Source organism: Rhodococcus sp. NPDC006774 (genome assembly GCF_040636045.1).
GTDB lineage: Bacteria > Actinomycetota > Actinomycetes > Mycobacteriales > Mycobacteriaceae > Rhodococcoides.
Map to the genome: position 1 here is coordinate 182,823 of NZ_JBEYIW010000009.1, position 18,845 is coordinate 201,667.

Here is an 18,845-nt window from a genome sequence, read left to right on the forward strand (position 1 = left end):
CACGTGGGCGTCAAATAGCGGACGCCCGTACAGGAGGAACACACAATGCTCATTTCACAGCGCCCGACGCTGACCGAAGAGGTCATCGCCGACAACCGCTCGAAATTCGTCATCGAGCCGCTCGAGCCCGGCTTCGGTTACACACTCGGCAACTCGCTCCGCCGCACCCTGCTGTCGTCGATCCCCGGCGCTGCTGTCACCAGCATCCGTATCGACGGCGTCCTCCACGAATTCACCACCGTCCCCGGAGTCAAGGAAGATGTCACCGACATCATCCTGAACCTCAAGGGCCTCGTGGTGAGCTCCGAAGAAGACGAACCGGTCACCATGTACGTCCGCAAGCAGGGCCCAGGCGCTGTGACCGCAGGCGACATCGTGCCTCCGGCCGGCGTCACGGTGAACAACCCCGATCTGCACATCGCGACCCTGAACGACAAGGGCAAGTTGGAGATCGAGCTCGTCGTCGAGCGCGGTCGCGGCTACGTCCCCGCTGTTCAGAACAAGGCATCGGGTGCCGAGATCGGCCGTATTCCGGTCGACTCGATCTACTCACCCGTGCTCAAGGTCACCTACAAGGTGGAGGCCACCCGCGTCGAACAGCGCACCGACTTCGATCGGCTCGTTCTCGACGTGGAGACCAAGAATTCCATCACCGCGCGGGACGCGCTCGCTTCGGCGGGCAAGACCCTGGTTGAGCTCTTCGGCCTCGCCCGTGAGCTGAACGTCGAAGCAGAAGGCATCGAGATCGGACCCTCGCCCGCCGAGGCCGATCACATTGCTTCCTTCGGACTCCCCATCGAGGATCTGGACCTCACCGTCCGGTCCTACAACTGCCTCAAGCGCGAGGGTGTTCACACCGTCGGCGAGTTGGTTGGTCGTACCGAGTCCGATCTGCTCGACATCCGTAACTTCGGGCAGAAGTCCATCGACGAGGTGAAGGTCAAGCTGCATTCGCTCGGCCTCTCCCTCAAGGACAGCCCCGCGTCGTTCGATCCGAGCACCGTGCCTGGCTACGACGCCACCACGGGCACGTGGAGTGACACCGACGCCGGCTCCTTCAGCGACACCGAAGGTGCCGAGCAGGACTACGCCGAGACAGAACAGCTGTAATCAGCTCGCTGGAGCTCTTACTAGGAGATTCATCATGCCCAAGCCCACCAAGGGCCGCCGTCTCGGCGGGTCGGCGTCGCACCAGAAGGCCATCCTGGCCAACCTGGCGACGTCACTCTTCGAGCACGGCCGCATCACCACCACCGAGTCGAAGGCCAAGCGCCTTCGTCCCCACGCCGAGAAGCTCGTCACCCATGCGAAAAAGGGTGATCTGGCGCATCGTCGTGAGGTTCTCAAGACGATCAACAACAAAGATGTCGTGCACAAGCTGTTCGCCGAGATCGGGCCTTTCTTCGCCGATCGCGACGGTGGCTACACGCGCATCATCAAGACCGTCCCCCGCAAGGGTGACAACTCGCCGATGGCCATCATCGAGCTCGTCAACGAGCAGACGGTGTCCAACGAAGCCGATCGCGCTCGCCGCGTGAAGGCTTCGCAGGCTGCTCCCGCCGCAACCGAGGCTCCGGCCGAGGACGCGACCGACGAGAACGTCGTCGAGGCTGTCGAAGCCGACGCGACCGACGCCGAGGTTGCCAACGCCGACGCAGTCATCGACGGCATCGAGGACAACGACGCACACGCGTCGGACGCCCCCGAGGCCGAGGAAGCAAAGAAGGACTAGTCCTTTTGAGCTCCGAGCACGATCGAAGCGGGCCCGCCATTCCCTCCGGGGAGGGCGGGCCCGCTTTTTCGGTACCCACCAGATTTCGGCTCGACATCTCGTACGACGGCACGAGCTTCTCCGGGTGGGCGCGCCAACCGGGCATTCGCACCGTGTGCGGAGTGCTCGAAGAAGCTTTCTCCACGGTGCTGCGGCAACCGATAGAGCTGACCGTGGCGGGGCGAACCGACGCGGGAGTCCACGCAGCGGGACAGGTGGCGCACTTCGACGCCGTCGACGTTCCGGACGATCTCGACCGACTGGTCCGCCGAATGGCACGGTTTCTGCCCACCGACGTTCGCGTGCGTGCCATCAGCGCCGTCTCCGGTGATTTCGACGCGCGATTCTCGGCGTACCGCAGGCATTACGAATATCGTTTCGGCACTGCGCTCTACGGCGTCGACCCCCTCGATGTCGCCGGTGTCGTCTCCTGGCCCAGGCCTATCGATCTGGACGCGATGCGCGAGGGATCCGCGGGATTGATCGGCCTGCACGATTTCGCCGCGTTCTGCAAGCGACGTGATGGTGCCACCACCGTTCGGGAACTGCAGCGCTTCGACTGGGAGCGCGACGGCGACCGTCTCACCGCGTACGTCAGCGCCGACGCGTTCTGCTGGTCGATGGTCCGTAGCCTCGTCGGTGCAATGCAGGCCGTGGGGGAAGGGCGCCGAACTCCCGACTGGGCGCGGTCGCTGTTGACTCGCAGGGAGAGGGCGAGCGAGGTGGCGGTGGCTCCGGCGCACGGATTGTCCTTGGTTCGAGTCGACTACCCGCCGGCCGACGAGCTGGCTGCCCGTAACGCGGCCACCCGAGAAGTGCGCACGGCGATCACCGATGACAGTTGCTGTGGGGGAGAGGGCTGACCGAGCGTCACCGGGTCTAGTGTCGGAGCGATGCAGCCGATACAGCTCGCCATCGTCGTCGGTAGTGTGCGTGCCGGTCGAGTGGGACCGACCGTCGCGGCCTGGGTTCGAGGTGTTGCAGCCGAACGCACCTCCGTCGAGGTGGTCGACGTCGACTTGGCCGATTTCGAGTTGCCCAACTCCCTGGCTCCGTGCGAGGACTCCGAACGCTTCACCGGAATCATCGGTGCCGCCGACGCCTTCGTGTTCGTCACCCCCGAGTACAACCACGGCGTACCCGGTGCGTTGAAGACTGCGCTCGACACGGTGAAGTACGAGTGGCGCGGTAAGCCGGTGGGGTTCGTCTCGTACGGCGGGCTCGGCGGGGGAGTTCGAGCCACCGAACAGTTGCGGCAGATCACCGCCGAACTGCACATGGTCTCCGTTCGAGACGCGGTGTCGCTGCATCGGGTGCGCAAGCGGTTCGACGAATCGGGAGGCATCGACGATGCAGCCGCCGTCGACGCTCTCGGGCGTCTTCTCGACCAACTGGAGTGGTGGGCCGACGCGGTGGCCGGCGCTCGTGGGCGTGCCGACTACCCCGGCTGAGAATCGGTCATGCTCGAACCGCGGGGCGCAGACTTCTGGGCCGTCCGATGAAGGCCGTTTCCTGCGGAATGGTGACCAGAGTCAACTCGACGTCGAGTGGACCGGACCGGACTCGAATTCGATCACCCGACGCGTGGGGTTGGACGATCGTCAGATCCGCCTCCGAGCGCTGCATGCTTCGCTCCTGTTCGGGGCGGCCGGTCCGCGGTAGGTGCTCGGACAACGAGATCACGGTGACGCCCGACGGTCCCTGTTGCGCAGGCGGTGCCGAACCGTCGGCGAAGTCGATGAGGATCACGTCGTACGAGGGACGGGATCGGGATGTGGTGCCGTCGACCAGTAGTCGATCGGGATCCCCGATGGCGTCGAGGAGTGCGCGCCAGGCGTGGGGGCGATCGGTGCGGACGAGGACCCTGGCACCGGTGGCGATGGCGCGGAACAGCAGTTGCTGAGCGAGGTAGAGCTCTCCGACGATGCGCACTCGCGTCAGTCCAGGCCCGAACAGCCGCACCGCGACACCGTGTCCGCGGGCGTCGGATCCCAGCAGCTGGCCGCAGCCACTCACCGGGAGCATCAACTCGTTCACCGTCGAGACATCGAGGATTCGGCTGGGAGACAACGATTTCGGTGCAGGTACGGCCAGTGGAAGCTGGGCGAGAATACCGTCGCGTTGACTTCCGCTCATCGAGGTCAACGCGCGTACGCGAGGCTTCGTGATCGGTGTCCGGGCGGCGAATCTGCACGACGCACGGACGTGCACCTTTCCTGGGTCGCGGGTGGGCTGCAGGTGGAAGGACATCGTCGTTCCGAGGGACGGTGTTGCCCACAGGGTGGCGATGTCCTCGGCAGTGATTGCGCTGCAATCGATTCCGAACCCCGTACTCGACGCACCAGGCATGGGTGCCGTCGACCATGTCTGAGTAAGGTCGTCGGTGCTCACTCCCCGGCAGAGCTGCGACACGGCCGACCGAAGTTCGGAGCTCGTCAACAGTCGCGAGGACAGACCGTGCGCGTGCAGAGCGCGGAGGACACGCGTGGTCGCGACGACAGCGGTGCGGGCTGCGCCGGCCCTGCCTCCGCCTCTGACCTCGATCGCCCGAGCATTCGCGCGCAGGTCGAGAGTGACTGCCACCCAGACGGTTCGCACCGCTACGGCCGGTAGCGGACCGATGAGTCCCTCGTACACCTCGGTGGCGACAGAACCTGCCGAGCTGCGGAAACCGAGGGCGACGACGTCGATCGAGCAGACCTCGATGTCGTGCTGGGTCAGACACGACGCCAACGCGTCGACAGGGAGCGCGTACTGCGTCTCGGCGCTCGCCCTGCCGAGGACCGTGGTGGAGTGCTCGGGCGGGACGATCTCGATGGTGCAGGTGACGGTGTCGCGCTGCCAGTGGACGCCGACCGGGCCGCCTGCGGTGTCGGTGTGTTCCGTGGTCACGCCGACATCGGGCGCGCGATCGGCGAGAAACCTCCAGATGGCCCGGACCCAGTCGACGACCGGTCTACGCCGAACGGCCACGAACGGAACGAGCGCTACTGCCACAGCGGCGAGCAGAGCCCATCCGGTCCGTACCTGTGCCGCATACAAAGCCAGACTGATCGCCACGGCTGCGGTCTCGGCCACGATCACCCGCCGGTTCGTGGGCGCGACGAAGGGGACGGCGGCGCGCCCACGCTCTGCCCAACCGATACGCGTCATCGAAACCCTCCCCCCGAAGGTCGCAGTGCCCCATCGATGACCGCCAACGCGGTCGCCGAGGTGTGCGGAGGAACTGTACTGTGTCGCGTGACCCGAATGGGGATCGGGTCGTCTGCACAATCCTGGGGAGGAATCATGGCGTCGACGCCGACAACCAAGTGGCAGGTCGGCGGTTACCGCTTTCTCGTCCGCAGAATGGAACACGCACTGATCAGACGCGACGTTCGGATGCTGCACGATCCGATGAAGTCGCAGTCGCGGGCACTGCTGGTGGGTGTCGTCATCGCCTGCATCGGTTTGGCGGGATGCGCTGCGCTGGCGCTGTTTCGGCCACAGGACAAGATCGGCGACGCGTCGATCGTGGTCGGTAAGGACTCGGCCGCCATGTTCGTGAAAGTGGACGACGTGTTTCATCCGGTGCTCAATCTCGCGTCGGCTCGCTTGATCGTCGGCAAGCCCGACAACCCGCTGACGGTCAAGGAATCCGAATTGTCGGCACGACCCCGCGGCGCGCTGGTGGGTATACCCGGTGCTCCGTCTGCGCTGCCGTACGACGGTGACGGCAGCGCGGAAACGTGGACCGTCTGCGACACCGTCGACCCGATCGCAGGAGTGACCTCGACAACGGTTGTGGTGGGCGATCCTCGATACGGTGAAAGCACGGCTGCGCTCGCCGACTCCGAGGCGTTCCTCTGGACATCCGACGGCACTGCGTATCTCGTGCACAACGGCACCAAATCGCCGGTCGATCTGAACAACAGGGCAGTGGTCCGCGCACTCGGACTCGAGGATGCGACACCGTCCCCGGTCAGTGCGGGTCTGCTCAATTCCGTGCCCGAATCGCCGCCGGTCGCAGCACCGTTCGTTCCCCGAGCGGGTGAGGCTCCTGCGTTCCCGTTCGACGGCCGGACGATCGGTTCGGTCGTGCAGGTCGCCGGTCGCGACATTCGGTACTACGTGGTTCTCGAGGACGGAATCCAGGCGATCAACGAAACTGCGGCACTGCTGATCAAATTCACCGATTCGCAGGGTAGTCCGGATATTGCCGCCGTCAATCCCGACCTGCTCGCGAACGCTCCCAAAACCTCTTCTGGACTGGAGGTTTCGACGTTTCCGGCGACCACTCCTGCGATCGTCGATACCGGTGAGCGCCCGGTCGGGTGCTTGACGTGGGAGCCACTCGGAGCTGCCGACGGCGGACCGTCGGCTCGACTGATCGAGTCCGCCGGTCGCGGATTGCCGCTCGAGACCGGTTCCCAACCGGTTGCGTTGGCTCAGGCAGATGGCGGCGGCGACGCCGTCGATCAGGTCTATCTGGCACCCGGTAGCGGCGGGTTCGTGCGCAGTACCGGAATCTCCACGTCGAGTACACGTCAGGGCAGTGTCTTCTTCGTGGCCGACACCGGAGTGCGCTACGGCGTCGACGGTGCCGAGGCCGCGTCGGCGCTGGGTTTCGGACCGCCGGCACCCGCGCCCTGGCAGATACTCCAATTGCTCGGCAGTGGGCCCACTCTGGGGCGCGACCAGGCCCTGACGATGCACGACGGTGTCGCTCCCGACCCGCAGGCCGCGGCACTTCCGACGAAGTAGCGTCCGGCTCAGTCGAGCCTGCCGCGTCGGCGCAGAGGCACCGACAGCGCGAGCCCTAGTGCCAGGATCACCGCCGCCAGCACCGAACCGGTGACCGCTGTGGTCCGCGGGCGATGATCCGGAGTGGGCGGCGGCAACGGCGCACTCATCGCAACACTGTCCGCAGGGACCGGGAGGGGAGCAGGCGTCACCGAATCGGTCACCGCTGCAAGCGGATCGACGATGCCGTGGCCGACGAGGGGATTCCACCCTTCGGCCGGCGCATGCGCCGTTCGTTCGATCCGGTCCACCACCTCCAGCGCCGACAGCTCGGGCCGGTGAGCGCGCACCAGCGCCGCCACCGCCGCAACCAGCGGTGCCGCAAAACTCGTTCCTGTCATGGGAAGCACGCCATCGGTGCCGAGGGTGCCGTTCGCCAGTCCGTTGCCCGTCGGCGACAGCGAGGTCATATTCGAGCCCGGAGCGGCGACGTCGACCCACGGACCGGCCAGGCCGAACGGAGACGGTGTGCCATCCGACTCGACCGAACCGACAGTCAATACGTCGTCGAACCACGCCGGAGTGGCGATGGTCGCGAAGGACGCCCACGGGTCGGCACCGGGCCGAAGCGGGTCGGTCATCGGGTTCTGTGCCTGGCAGGCAGCGCTGCCGAGATTGCCGGCTGCTGCGACGACGACGACATTTCTTTCTCGGACGGCGTAGTGCACGGCCGCACCGAGCGGACCGTCGGCCACGCCGCCTCCCGCAGGCACACAGGCGACCTCGGAGATGTTGATGACCGAGGCGCCGGAGTCCACCGCGGTGCGGATGGCCATCGCCATCGTGCGTACGTTGCCGTAGCCCGCTGCATTCTCCGGTTCGGCCCCCTGCTCCTCCTCCGGCCTGTTGTCGACGATCTGAAAGACATTGCTGGACTGACGAATCGACAGTATGCGTGCGTCGGGTGCGCCCCCGGCGAATCCGCTGCCCGGTGCGGTCTGCGCGGCGATCAGGCCGGCGACCATCGTTCCGTGCGCGTCGCAGTCGAACAACCCGTCGCCTGCGCTGACGTAGTCACCGCCGGCGATCAAGCCCGGTAGGCGCGGATGAGCGGTGACTCCGGTGTCGATGACGGCAACCACTTGACCTGCCCCACGGGTGATGGGCCAGACCGATGCGAAGTCGAGTGCCTTCTGCGCGGTCGGGACGTCCTGGGCATCGGCGGTCGAGGACGGAAGGGCGCAGGCATTCTTCTGTTCGGTGGGTTCGAGTGGGCCGGGTGGACTCGGTGCAGGCAGCTGGAACGGGTCGATCACCGGACGTTCGGCGAGTGCCGGATACACGCCGATGACGGCGTTCGACGACAGGGCAAGAGCAGTGAACGCCGCGATGACGATCGTTCGCTGTTTGCGCGGCGTCACAGCCCGCGGACGACGCTGTACAGACCGCACACCCACACTGCGATCGGAATGACCAGGGCGATGGTGGCATATTCGAGCAGCTCGGCCGATCGCCGCATCACCGGCGAGTACGTGCGGGTGGGCACGAAGGCCCCGAAGGTCGATGCCGTCACCGCGCCTGCCAGTGCCACACCGAACAAGGCGAGAGCGTATTCGGGTGATGCAACGACCGCACCGGCGAATAGCGCCAGCAGAATCGCCGTTCCGCCTGCGACCAGCGGAACTGCGTGCGTCACAACGGCATACGTGCGTCCGCGCAGCAGCAGGACAAGCGCACACAGCGCTGCGAGCGCGACCGCAGGCCACCGGACACCACCGTCGGAATCGGCTGCCGCCGAGACGAGCACGCCCGCCACCACCGCGACGGTGAACGCCGACAGCAGACCGGTCAGGTAGCTACGCGCTCCGGCCGCGGCGATCTGCAGATCGGCGAACGAGATCGCGTCGAGTTCGGCTTCCTCCACAGTGTCCAACGGTGCGCCTGCAGTGGGGACCGGGGGAAGCGGCAACTTGGCCTGCATCATCGACACTCTGGCAGAGAGCGCAATTCCGGCCAGGCCGGTGAGCGCAGCGGCAGTGCCGATCGCCGGTTGCGGGATGGTGGTGAACAGTGCGCACACCGCGGCAGCGAACGTCAGAAGTGACAGCACTATCGCAGCGGTGAACAGTGCGAACCCGGTCCCGCCGATACGAAGTGACAGGAGGGCGATCGCGCCTGCCATGGCCGAACCCAGCATCAGCTGAGCCGCACCGAACTGCCCTGGTACCAGCACAGTTCCGCCGGTGAACATCAGGGCGACGGCACACCCACCGAAGAGGACAGCGACGGAGTGCTGGCGATAGACCCGCCCCAGAATCACCCCCGCGATCGCGAAGAGAATCGACGCAGTGACCGCAGCGAGTCCCTCGACAAGACTGCCGACGTGCTCGGCTCCCGCCCGGATCGGCCCGCGCAACAAGACCGCGCAAGCCGAGATCACCAGGACTCCGGTGACGACCGAACCCACCGTGCGCGCCGTACGCGCAGTCCAGTGCGCAACATCGTCACTACCCGATCGCGCAACGGAATACATGAGGTCGTCGAACAGCGGAACCGGCGCGGGCCGCTCGGCCACACCCAACACGAGCAACTCCCCGTCGCGCACCGACAACTCGGCCAACGTCGCAGTCTGCGACAACGGTGGACACCCGATCCGCGCAAGCGTCCATGCCACGGGCAACCCGTCCGACGAGGGATCCTCGTCGCCGGGATCTCCCGCTGTTCTGGGTCGTTCCGCAGGCTCCACTCCCGCTCTCCCCGGTCGTTCCGCAGGCTCCACTCCCGCCGCAATCATGTCGACGATCCCCGGAACGAGAAGCGAGACCGGAACGTCCACCGGCAGGGCCATGTCCACCTGCGTGGACCTGGCCAACACCGTCACCCGGCAGACTTCCTGGGCAAAGACGGACTGCGCGCCCGATGCTCGCCTACTCGCGTCCGATGCACTCGGTGACTGTGTCGGATCGGCAGGTGCCGTGCGTGACGGCACAATGCCGGCCGATGGACGGCTGTCGGCGCGTGTCATGAAGATCCCCCCGGATGCGTTCGATTCGCGTTCCGATGCCCGCCCCAGTGGGCATCGGTGTCCAAACCTTACGACATCGCGGCGACAAGCCATTGCTCGTCGGGATCTGCCGGCGGAGTGCGCAGCTCTCAGGCAGGAACCAGGTCACTCACCTGTGCGAGCAACTCGAACGAGCGAAGCCACGACGCGCGGTCGGACACACCGGACGCGACGATCAGCTCGTCCGCCCCGGTGCGTTCGGCGAATCGATCCAGGTAGTCCTTCACCATGTCCGGCGTGCCGACGGCCGAGTACTTGGTCATCTTCGCGATCTGTTGGCCCGCAGGCGCTTCGAGGACCATGTCGGCTTCCTCGTCGGTGAAGGTCCGGCCGCGGCCGAGCAGTAGGCTGACGCGACTGCGCTTGGTACGGAGGAACTGCGCCTGTGCATCGGCGAGCGAATCGGCCGCGATCACGTTGACACCCACGATCAGGTGCGGCTCCGACAACTGCGCGGACGGTCGGAAGTCACGCCGATAGATCTCGACGGCCTGCTCGAGAGCGTCGGGTGCGAAGTGCGAGGCGAAAGCATAGGGCAGGCCGAGTGCAGCGGCGAGCTGCGCGCCGAAGAGCGACGACCCCAAGATGTACAGCGGTACTTCGGTACCTGCGCCGGGAGTCGCGCTCACTCCTGGGATCAGGGACTCCGTCGACAGGTAGCCCTGCAGTTCCTGGACATCCTGGGGAAAGCGATCGGCCGACGCGGGATCGCGCCGCATCGCTCGCATCGTGACCTGGTCGCTGCCGGGGGCGCGGCCAAGACCCAGATCGATTCGTCCCGGGTGCAGCGTCGCCAAGGTGCCGAACTGCTCGGCGATGGTCAACGGCGCGTGATTGGGAAGCATGATCCCGCCGGATCCGAGCCGGATTCGCTCGGTGTTGGCGGCGACGTGGCCGATGAGAACCGATGTGGCCGACGACGCGATCGTCTTCATGTTGTGGTGCTCGGCGTACCAGATGCGTCGGTATCCCCAGTTCTCGGCATGCTGAGCGAGTGTGACGCTTGCATCGAAGCTGTCGCGGACTGTTTCGCCCTCGCCCACATGAGCGAGATCGAGGATGGACAAGGGTACGGACACGGTGGGGCCAGCCTTTCGTTCGTCGAGCGCGCGGCGAGGAGCCGCATTCAGGTGCAACGGTGTCGGGCAGCGTTCTATTTCTCGTCGGACGGACCGGTGGTCCCGTGGGTCCGTCCTACGAGACGGCAGCTGTGGACCGCCCGGTCTTCGATGCGTTAGCCTGTCGACCTGCGGCCTCGGGGGGAGGCTGCCGCGATGCAGTTCTGGGGGCGTTGCCGTGGGGGCGGATCGATGAGTACCGTGCGCTTCGTTCGCGGTGCCCGACGCGAAGTACCTCGATCTCCGGGCGGTGAAGTCACGCTGCAGCCGCCGCCCGAAATTCCGCGCGCGGTGCCGGGCAATCTACTGATGAAGCTGATGCCGCTGGTGATGGTCGCCGCGATGGTCGGGATGGTCGCGCTGATGTTCACCTCCGGGGCAGCTGCGAACCCGATGATGCTGATGTTCCCGGCCATGATGTTGATGTCCATGGTGGGGATGTTGGCCGGCGGCGGGAAGTCCGGCGGAGCGCGCACGGCCGAGGCGAACGAGGACCGCAAGGATTACCTCCGCTATCTGGATCAGCTCCGCCGCGACGTCGCCGAGACCGAGCGAGCGCAACGCCGAGCCCTCGAATGGAGTCACCCGGCCCCCGACACGTTGTGGTCGATCGCCGGAACCGAGCGCATGTGGGAACGGCGACTGTCGGATCCGGATTTCGCACACGTACGAGTCGGCCGTGGGGATCAGCGGCTTGCCACTCGACTGGTTCCGCCGGAAACGGGGCCGGTGGAAGAACTCGAACCCGTCTCGGCCGTGTCTCTACGTCGATTCGTGCGGGCGCATTCGGTGGTGGCCGCGCTGCCGACTGCGGTGTCGCTGAGGGGATTTGCGGCGTTGTCCGTAGCGGGCGACCGCGACGGAGCCCGCGCGATGGTGCGCGCGATGTTGGCCTCGTTGTGCAGCTTTCACGGACCCGATCACGTCGCTGTCGCGATCGTCTGCGGTCCGGACACCGTGCAGCAGTGGGAGTGGGCCAAGTGGCTGCCGCACACTCAGCACGACGCTCTGCGCGACGGGGCCGGGTCCGCTCGGATGATCTTCGGCAGCTTTCTCGAACTCGAAAGCGCGCTGGGCGACGTGCTGTCGATGCGAAATCGCTTCGCGCGCGGAGCTGTGCCGGTTGCAGGCGTCGTGCAGTTGGTGATCGTGGTGGACGGCGGGCTTCTCGACAACCGATCGACCGACCTCACCGACACGGGCCTCGATTCCGTCACGATCGTCGATCTGTCCGGCATCTGCCCAGGACTCGCCGCGTCGCGTGGACTCCGATTGTTCGCCGAGAACGGGTCGATAGGCGCGGTCAGCGGAACCACGGTCGAGGTGTTCGCCGTCGCGGATTCGATGAGCACCACCCAAGCGCACGCCGTCGCTCGACGCCTGTCGCCGTATCGTGTGCCGTCGTCCTCGTCGGTCGTCGATGTGGTCGACGACGACGGAGTCCGGATCTCGGGATGGAACAGCCTGGTCGGTATCGCCGATGTCGGCGCACTCGACACGGATCGAGCGTGGACGATGCGGCGCGGACGCGAGAGGCTGCGGGTACCGATCGGTGTCGCCCCCGACGGCAGCGCCGTCGAGATCGACCTGAAGGAATCCGCCGAGAACGGCATGGGACCTCACGGATTGTGTATCGGAGCAACAGGTTCCGGAAAATCGGAGTTCCTCCGCACACTCGTGCTCGGCTTGGTGTCGACTCACTCGCCGGAACAGCTGAACCTGGTGCTCGTCGACTTCAAGGGCGGCGCGACGTTCGCGGGCCTGGAATCGGCACCGCACGTGGCCGCGGTCATCACCAACCTGTCCGAGGACTTGGCCTTGGTGGATCGAATGCGCGATGCGTTGGCCGGTGAAATGAACCGACGGCAGGAGTCGCTGCGCTCGGCCGGCAACTTCGCGAACGTCTCCGACTACGAGAGGGCGCGCGCCGCGGGAGCGGATCTGGCACCGATGCCCGCGCTGTTCGTGGTGGTCGACGAGTTCTCGGAATTGCTCAGCCAGCAACCGGAATTCGCCGAGCTGTTCGTCGCGATCGGCAGGCTCGGACGTTCGCTGCACATGCACCTGCTGCTCGCCAGCCAGCGCCTCGAAGAAGGAAAATTGCGCGGTCTCGACAGTCACCTGTCGTACCGCATAGGCCTGAAGACGTTCTCCGCGAACGAGTCTCGATCGGTGCTCGGAGTTCCCGACGCCTATCACCTTCCCGCGCAGCCGGGTGCGGGCTACCTCAAGTGCGATTCGGCCGAGATCGTCAGGTTCGCTGCGGCATACGTCTCCGGTCCGTACTCGCCGCCGCGGTCCGGTCCCGGCGCTCGGCCCTCGCTCGGGGGCGACATCAGGCCGAAACCCTTCACCGCGTACGCGGTACCGCTCGACTCCATCGATCTCGGCCGCATCGAGGCTGCCGCTGCGCCGGAGGTCGAACAGGATCCGGTCGACTCCGACAGCACCGGTGCGACGGTGCTCGACGTGGTCGTCGGACGCATTCGGGGTCGCGGAATGCCGGCCCACGAGGTGTGGCTGCCACCGTTGGACACCTCACCCACCTTGAATCGGTTGCTGCCCGGATCGGTTCCGACCGAGCGCACCGGTCCGCTCAGCACGCTGCGGGCCCCGATCGGCATCATCGACCGGCCTTTCGATCAGCGCCGCGATCTGCTGACCGTCGATCTGTCCGGTGCTGCGGGCCACGTCGCCATCGTCGGTGCCCCGCAATCGGGTAAGTCGACGGCGCTTCGGTCGTTGATCCTGGCTCTCGCGATGACGCATTCGCCGGCACAGATCCAGTTCTACTGCTTGGACTTCGGCGGCGGAACGTTGGCCGGGCTGGCCGATCTGCCACATGTCGGATCGGTGGCCAACCGCCTCGATGTCGATCGGGTTCGGCGGACCGTGGCCGAGGTCGCCGGTGTCGTTCGGCAGCGAGAGAGGACATTCCGTGATCGCGGGATCGACTCGATGGCCGAGTTCCGACGGCGACGTGCAACGCAACCCGTCGACCCCGAGGATCGGTTCGGCGACGTCTTTCTCGTCATCGACGGTTGGCCGTCCATCAGGTCCGATTTCGAGAGTCTCGAACAGCAGATCGCCACCTTGACGACTCAGGGCCTCGCTTTCGGTCTGCATCTGATCCTCACCGCGTCGCGGTGGGCGGAAGTTCGGCCTGCGACCAAGGACCTGATCGGTACCCGATTGGAACTGCGGCTCGGCGACCCGTCGGATTCGGACATGGGGCGCGCCAAGGCGGCGAGCGTTCCCGAGGGCAGGCCGGGCCGGGGCATGACCAGGGACGGTCTGCATCTGTTGATCGCACTTCCACGGGTGGACGACGTCTGCTCCGTCGACGATCTGTCTCGCGCAGTCGGTCGGTCGGTCGCCGCGATCGCGGCGGCATCTGCGGGAACCCAAGCGCCGCCGGTGCGGATGCTGCCGGAGCTGCTCGAGAGATCCGCGGTACTCGATCAGCTCGGTGATGCGTGGCCACGAACCCGTGGCGATATCCCCGAGCTCGGAGTTCCCATCGGCATCGACGAGGCCGAGTTGGCGCCCGTGGTGGTCGACTTCGCGGAGAATCCACACTTCGTCGTGTTCGGCGACAGCGAGTGCGGCAAGACTTCTCTGTTGCGCGGAATCTGTCGATCGCTCGTCGAGGCGAATTCGTCCGACAGCGTCAAACTCATCGTCGCGGACTACCGCCGAACTCTCCTGGGTGCAGTCGATTCCGAGCATCTGGCCGGGTATGCGGCTTCGCAGGCGACGCTGACGGCCATGCTCGTCGACCTCGCCGGCCGGATGGCCGATCGCATGCCGGGTGCAGACGTGACCCAGCAGCAGCTTCGCGAGCGGTCGTGGTGGAACGGCCCCGAGGTGTTCGTCGTCGTCGACGATTACGACCTGGTCGCCACGTCGTCAGGAAATCCGTTGGCCCCATTGGTGGAACACCTTCCCCATGCCCGAGACATCGGGCTGCACGTCATCGTGGCGCGTCGTTCGGGCGGGGCAGGTCGGGCGCTGTTCGACCCGGTGATCGGGCGGTTGCGTGATCTGGTGACGCCGGGACTGGTCATGAGCGGAAGCCGCGACGAGGGGAACCTGCTCGGGACGGTACGTCCGAGTGCCATGCCGCCCGGACGTGGAGTGTTCGTCGACCGCTCCGGCCAGTCACTCGTTCAGCTCGGACATTCGAGTTGACGGGCACCTCGTGGCGTTATGCCGCAGTGCATCTGGGCTACACGGAGATTTCCGTCGTTGCCACGGGCGGAGTGTTCGAGGGCCCGAGAGAGAGCGTCGGATCGGCGTTCGCCACGGTGGAGGGTGGCCGTCTGGTGTTCGGCCGGGGCCCGGCCGAAGACGAGATTCCGCCCCTGCTCTGCATCGACGATGCGTCGATCCCGGTGGGGGCCACGGTGTGGAACCGGGAGGCGGTACTCCACGGAATCGTGTGGTCGGCCCTTCAGAGCGCCGGAGTGCACGACCGACTCGACGTGCTCGAGATCGCGTATCCGTCTACCTGGGGCGAGCAACGCTCGGGCATCTTTCGGGAACTGTTTGCGACCTCGGCGAACGAGGTGGTGCTCGTGGAGACGGCCGAGGCCGCCCTGTCGTGGTCGGGTGAACGAGCGCCGTCCGCCGCGGTGGTCGTCGAAGTCGGAGCTCTCGACACGACCGTCGTCGTCCTCGACGAGTCGGGGGCGCACGGCGGAGACACAGGCGCGATACTTCCGTTCGGTACGGGTGACGACGACGCGTGGCGACGAGCGGTCGGCGACTACGTTCGACCGTCGGTCACGCGCTGCCCCGACGAGGTGTACGTGGTGGCGGCGACCAGCGCCGGGGCGGATCCCGTCGTCGATCACCCCACACAGTGGTTGACCGGCCTCGACATCGCCAGGTCGCTGTACCGGCGAGCCGGGGCGGATCTCGTTCCGGCACCGTCGGTCCGTGCCGCGACGACGCGATCGGCGGCATGGCTCGACGACGTCACAGCACCGCCGCGGTCCCGGCAGAAGCGGCGTCCCCCGATGCTCGCGGCCGTGGGTGTCGTGGCAGCGGTTGTCGTATTCGGTTGCGCAGCCGTGTATTTCGCCGGACAGTCTCCGGGCGGATCCGATGTCGTGGCGGCACAACCCTTTTCGCCTGTCGCGGCCCCGAACGCTACGTCGTCGTCCGTCGTCGAACCGCCACCGACCACGATCGCCGACGCGCCGACGCCGGTCGAGACGGTGACGTTCGTGTCCGGGCGCGTCTCGATGCGGTTGCCCGGTACCTGGACGAAGGTGGACGACCCGGATCGCATGGTGCTGATTCCGCCGAACCCGCCCGAGCGTCGGATCGTCGTCACCGTGGCAGAGCTGTTGCCGGGTACGACACAGGAGCAGGTCGCCGACGAGCTGCGGTCGGCCATCGATGCTCGTGGGCCGGATTCCACCATCGGATCTCTCGAATCCACACGCGATTTCGGCGGCCGCGTCGGAATCGCATACACCGAGAGGCCGGTCGACGACTCGACGGTGCTCTGGCGTGTGTTCGTCGAGTCCGACCTACAGGTCAGCATCGGTTGCCAGTTCGAGGGAGGCGACGTGTCGGTGATCGACGCCGAATGCGGGCAGGCAACGCAGACGTTGGAGATCGTCCCGGCGTCGTGAGAGCCGCCCACAGTTTTTCGCGCACGGCCGGAACCGAATCGAGGGGTCGTTGCGTCAAAGGAGATGTAGGGGAGTGAGCGGGCCGACAGCGGCCTCTCGGTCGAGCAGCACGTGTGCCGCAGGTGCACGTGAATCGAGTATCGAAGACAAGGAGTCGAAGTGGGATATCCAGGGGGACCGGAAGCTACGGGTTCGTCGAACGGCGTCACGGTCACACCGCAGGAGCTCGTCGCTGCCGGAGCGACGATCGAAGGCCTGAGCGTGTCGATCAACGCGTCCAATTCGGCCGTTCGCTCGATCGTCGAGCAGACCGCTGAGGCGTGGGTCGGTAAGGCGGGCAAGTCGTTTCAGGACGTCATGGCCCAGTGGGACACCAGTGCGCAGAAGATGCGGAGTGCGCTCGAGCAGATCTCCGCGGACATCAAGACCAACGGCCACGGTTACTCGGACGCCGACGACGACAACGTGTCGGCCGTGAACCAGGTGGCCGGATCCCTGAACTCGGGACTGTCCTCGTTCACGTGACGCCGCATCCGGTGACCACACGACCATCCACACGACCATGCTCGACCAAGGAGACCGATCCGACATGAAATACGACTTCGCGCAGATCGCGGCGCTGACCGAGGCGATGAACAAGCAGGCGAACGTGACCAAGGACCTTCTCGGGGACGTGGACAGCACCGCGAAGCGGCTCTACCAGTCGTGGGAGGGCGACGCGATGACGTCCTACTACGAGCTGCAGCGTCAGTGGAACTCCGCATCCGACGAGCTCAACCTCATTCTGTCGAGCCTCGTCGCGGCCGCCCGCACCGGTGGCGAGACGATGCACGGCGTCGAGATGGCCAACAAGGCGCGGATGGCTCGCTGACCCATCGTCACGAAAGCGGATGCCCCGACCGAGACATCGGTCGGGGCATCCGCTGCGTCTGGGGCCCTGCGTCCTGTTCACGATGCCGGCCGGGGTGTCTACTGGTCCGGTGACGGACTTCGCAGCGGTACTGGGGGCCGAACGGTCTCGTGCCGAGCATCGACTGGTGTCCCTGCGAGCAGAACTGGCGTCGGTGATCGAAGGATCGCGGTTCACGACCGACGACGACGAGCACGATCCCGAGGGGTCGACGATCGCATTCGAGCGAGCGAAGATCGCGGCGCTCATCACCGACACCGAATCCGAGATACGCGAGATCGACGCGGCGGTGTCACGGCTCTCGGCCGGGACGTACGGTACCTGCGAGCGGTGCGGCGGCGAGATCCCGGCGATCAGGCTCGAGGCGCTGCCCGCTGCCCGTCGGTGCATGCAGTGTGTGCGCCTGCGCTGACGACGTCGACGAGTTCAGGCCTCGACGAGCGGAGGCGTTTTGACCTGGGCGTCCGCTCCCGGTATCGTTCCCCGTTGGCGTGTATGGGCTCGCCGCGCACTCCTGTGCGTATCGAGCTCTTGTCCTCGGGTCTCAACTGGCCGCCGAGGGCATCCACTCGTCTTGGCCAGCAGCGACATCATGAAGACAGGAATTTTCTGTGTCTACTTACGCCCCGAAGGCCGGGGACACCACCCGGACGTGGCATGTGATCGACGCCACGGACGTCGTGCTCGGACGCCTCGCCGTCCAGGCCGCGACTCTGCTCCGCGGTAAGCACAAGCCCACCTACGCACCCAACGTCGATGGCGGCGACTTCGTCGTCATCATCAACGCCGAGAAGGTTGCCATCAGCGGCAACAAGCTCGACGGCAAGTTCCACCACCACCACTCCGGCCATCCGGGCGGTCTGAAGTCGCGCTCGACCCGTCAGGTCCTCGAGAGCAACCCCGATCGTCTCGTGGAGAAGGCCGTCGTCGGCATGATCCCCAAGAACAAGCTCGGTAGTGCCATCGCGAGCAAGCTGAAGGTCTACGCGGGACCGAATCACCCGCATGCCGCTCAGCAGCCCGTTCCGTTCGAGATCAAGCAGGTGTCCCAGTGACGGCGCCGGAGGGAAATGACGTGACGTCGCAGGAGAACATCGAAGAGATCGCCGCCGACGAGTTCGTGGCAGTCGAAGATCCCGAGGTCGTCTCGGACATCGAAGCTGCAGCCGCTCCGGCCCCGATCGTGTTCGATCGCCCGATCCAGACCGTCGGACGCCGTAAGGAAGCCGTCGCTCGCGTTCGGTTGTCCTCGGGCACCGGCGGATTCAAGCTCAACGGCCGCACCCTCGAGGACTACTTCCCGAACAAGGTGCACCAGCAGCTGATCAAGGCTCCTCTCGTTCTGGTCGACCGCGCGGAGTCCTTCGACATCGTCGCGCTGCTGCACGGTGGCGGACCGTCGGGACAGGCAGGCGCATTGCGTCTGGCCATCTCGCGTGCGCTGATCGAACTCGCACCCGACGATCGCCCGCCGCTCAAGGCCGCGGGCTACCTCACGCGTGACGCGCGTGCAGTCGAGCGCAAGAAGTACGGCCTGAAGAAGGCCCGTAAGGCGTCGCAGTACTCCAAGCGCTGACGCGTCTTACCCGCTTCATCCTCGAGGGCAGGCATCCAG

Annotated in this window: 16 protein-coding genes; 12 read left to right on the forward strand and 4 right to left on the reverse strand. The window is 66.2% G+C overall.

Going from position 1 to position 18,845, the window contains the following annotated elements:
* Positions 1–45: 45 nt before the first annotated feature.
* Genes ABZ677_RS15950 through ABZ677_RS15965 form a run of 4 tightly spaced genes read left to right on the forward strand, consistent with a single transcriptional unit; the run spans position 46 to position 3,222 of the window.
* The gene (locus ABZ677_RS15950) at positions 46–1,110 is read left to right on the forward strand and encodes a DNA-directed RNA polymerase subunit alpha (RefSeq protein ID WP_008718222.1); all 1,065 of its coding nucleotides are present in this window, start codon (positions 46–48) and stop codon (positions 1,108–1,110) included.
* A 34-nt stretch (positions 1,111–1,144) separates the two neighbouring features.
* Entirely contained in the window at positions 1,145–1,732 is a 588-nt protein-coding gene (rplQ, locus tag ABZ677_RS15955) for a 50S ribosomal protein L17 (RefSeq protein WP_032397527.1), read from the forward strand.
* 38 nt (positions 1,733–1,770) lie between these two features.
* Positions 1,771–2,634 (forward strand): tRNA pseudouridine(38-40) synthase TruA, encoded by an 864-nt coding sequence (gene truA / locus ABZ677_RS15960; RefSeq protein ID WP_358370991.1) that lies wholly within the window; start codon positions 1,771–1,773, stop codon positions 2,632–2,634.
* Between the two features lie 30 nt (positions 2,635–2,664).
* Complete coding sequence (locus ABZ677_RS15965) at positions 2,665–3,222, forward strand: NAD(P)H-dependent oxidoreductase (protein ID WP_358370872.1); 558 nt, start codon at positions 2,665–2,667, stop codon at positions 3,220–3,222.
* Between the two features lie 7 nt (positions 3,223–3,229).
* On the opposite strand, the gene eccE is transcribed toward ABZ677_RS15965, so the two are convergent.
* On the reverse strand, positions 3,230–4,924 hold the full coding sequence (gene eccE, locus ABZ677_RS15970; RefSeq protein WP_358370875.1) for a type VII secretion protein EccE: 1,695 nt from the start codon (positions 4,922–4,924) through the stop codon (positions 3,230–3,232).
* Positions 4,925–5,059: 135 nt separating this feature from the next.
* Here eccE and eccB point away from each other — a divergent pair, with 135 nt between their 5' ends.
* The gene (gene eccB / locus ABZ677_RS15975) at positions 5,060–6,514 is read left to right on the forward strand and encodes a type VII secretion protein EccB (protein WP_358370878.1); all 1,455 of its coding nucleotides are present in this window, start codon (positions 5,060–5,062) and stop codon (positions 6,512–6,514) included.
* 8 nt (positions 6,515–6,522) lie between these two features.
* Here the strand turns inward: eccB and mycP are convergent, their stop codons facing one another.
* From mycP to ABZ677_RS15990, 3 genes are all read right to left on the reverse strand, one after another.
* A complete protein-coding gene (mycP, locus tag ABZ677_RS15980) occupies positions 6,523–7,860 on the reverse strand; it encodes a type VII secretion-associated serine protease mycosin (protein WP_358370994.1) in 1,338 nt (445 codons plus the stop codon).
* 50 nt (positions 7,861–7,910) lie between these two features.
* Positions 7,911–9,518 (reverse strand): type VII secretion integral membrane protein EccD, encoded by a 1,608-nt coding sequence (gene eccD / locus ABZ677_RS15985; protein WP_358370881.1) that lies wholly within the window; start codon positions 9,516–9,518, stop codon positions 7,911–7,913.
* Positions 9,519–9,646: 128 nt separating this feature from the next.
* The gene (locus tag ABZ677_RS15990) at positions 9,647–10,636 is read right to left on the reverse strand and encodes an LLM class flavin-dependent oxidoreductase (protein ID WP_094633700.1); all 990 of its coding nucleotides are present in this window, start codon (positions 10,634–10,636) and stop codon (positions 9,647–9,649) included.
* A 231-nt stretch (positions 10,637–10,867) separates the two neighbouring features.
* Between ABZ677_RS15990 and eccCa the strand changes: the two genes are divergently transcribed.
* From eccCa to rpsI, 7 genes are all read left to right on the forward strand, one after another.
* Complete coding sequence (gene eccCa, locus ABZ677_RS15995) at positions 10,868–14,866, forward strand: type VII secretion protein EccCa (RefSeq protein WP_358370885.1); 3,999 nt, start codon at positions 10,868–10,870, stop codon at positions 14,864–14,866.
* On the forward strand, positions 14,863–16,320 hold the full coding sequence (locus ABZ677_RS16000; RefSeq protein ID WP_358370888.1) for a type VII secretion-associated protein: 1,458 nt from the start codon (positions 14,863–14,865) through the stop codon (positions 16,318–16,320). Before eccCa ends, ABZ677_RS16000 begins: the two co-directional genes overlap by 4 nt.
* Positions 16,321–16,479: 159 nt before the next feature.
* Complete coding sequence (locus ABZ677_RS16005) at positions 16,480–16,845, forward strand: WXG100 family type VII secretion target (RefSeq protein WP_037188286.1); 366 nt, start codon at positions 16,480–16,482, stop codon at positions 16,843–16,845.
* Positions 16,846–16,909: 64 nt separating this feature from the next.
* Positions 16,910–17,191: a WXG100 family type VII secretion target gene (locus tag ABZ677_RS16010; RefSeq protein WP_068051312.1), complete on the forward strand. Its 282-nt coding sequence runs from the start codon at positions 16,910–16,912 to the stop codon at positions 17,189–17,191.
* 82 nt (positions 17,192–17,273) lie between these two features.
* Positions 17,274–17,642, forward strand: a complete 369-nt coding sequence (locus ABZ677_RS16015; protein ID WP_052047436.1) for a TraR/DksA C4-type zinc finger protein — start codon at positions 17,274–17,276, stop codon at positions 17,640–17,642.
* A 199-nt stretch (positions 17,643–17,841) separates the two neighbouring features.
* Positions 17,842–18,285, forward strand: coding sequence for a 50S ribosomal protein L13 (gene rplM, locus ABZ677_RS16020; RefSeq protein WP_037188282.1), 444 nt, complete (start codon positions 17,842–17,844; stop codon positions 18,283–18,285).
* Positions 18,282–18,806, forward strand: a complete 525-nt coding sequence (gene rpsI / locus ABZ677_RS16025) for a 30S ribosomal protein S9 (protein WP_032397516.1) — start codon at positions 18,282–18,284, stop codon at positions 18,804–18,806. The genes rplM and rpsI overlap by 4 nt, the downstream gene beginning before the upstream one ends.
* Positions 18,807–18,845 lie beyond the last annotated feature (39 nt).

What these genes read in the sequence shown, in the direction of transcription:
- ABZ677_RS15950 (WP_008718222.1), top strand. Translation starts at nt 46, where the DNA reads ATGCTCATTTCACAGCGCCCGACGCTGACCGAAGAGGTCATCGCCGAC.
- rplQ (WP_032397527.1), top strand. Translation starts at nt 1,145, where the DNA reads ATGCCCAAGCCCACCAAGGGCCGCCGTCTCGGCGGGTCGGCGTCGCAC.
- ABZ677_RS15965 (WP_358370872.1), top strand. Translation starts at nt 2,665, where the DNA reads ATGCAGCCGATACAGCTCGCCATCGTCGTCGGTAGTGTGCGTGCCGGT.
- eccE (WP_358370875.1), bottom strand. Translation starts at nt 4,924, where the DNA reads ATGACGCGTATCGGTTGGGCAGAGCGTGGGCGCGCCGCCGTCCCCTTC.
- eccB (WP_358370878.1), top strand. Translation starts at nt 5,060, where the DNA reads ATGGCGTCGACGCCGACAACCAAGTGGCAGGTCGGCGGTTACCGCTTT.
- eccD (WP_358370881.1), bottom strand. Translation starts at nt 9,518, where the DNA reads ATGACACGCGCCGACAGCCGTCCATCGGCCGGCATTGTGCCGTCACGC.
- eccCa (WP_358370885.1), top strand. Translation starts at nt 10,868, where the DNA reads ATGAGTACCGTGCGCTTCGTTCGCGGTGCCCGACGCGAAGTACCTCGA.
- ABZ677_RS16010 (WP_068051312.1), top strand. Translation starts at nt 16,910, where the DNA reads ATGAAATACGACTTCGCGCAGATCGCGGCGCTGACCGAGGCGATGAAC.
- ABZ677_RS16015 (WP_052047436.1), top strand. Translation starts at nt 17,274, where the DNA reads ATGCCGGCCGGGGTGTCTACTGGTCCGGTGACGGACTTCGCAGCGGTA.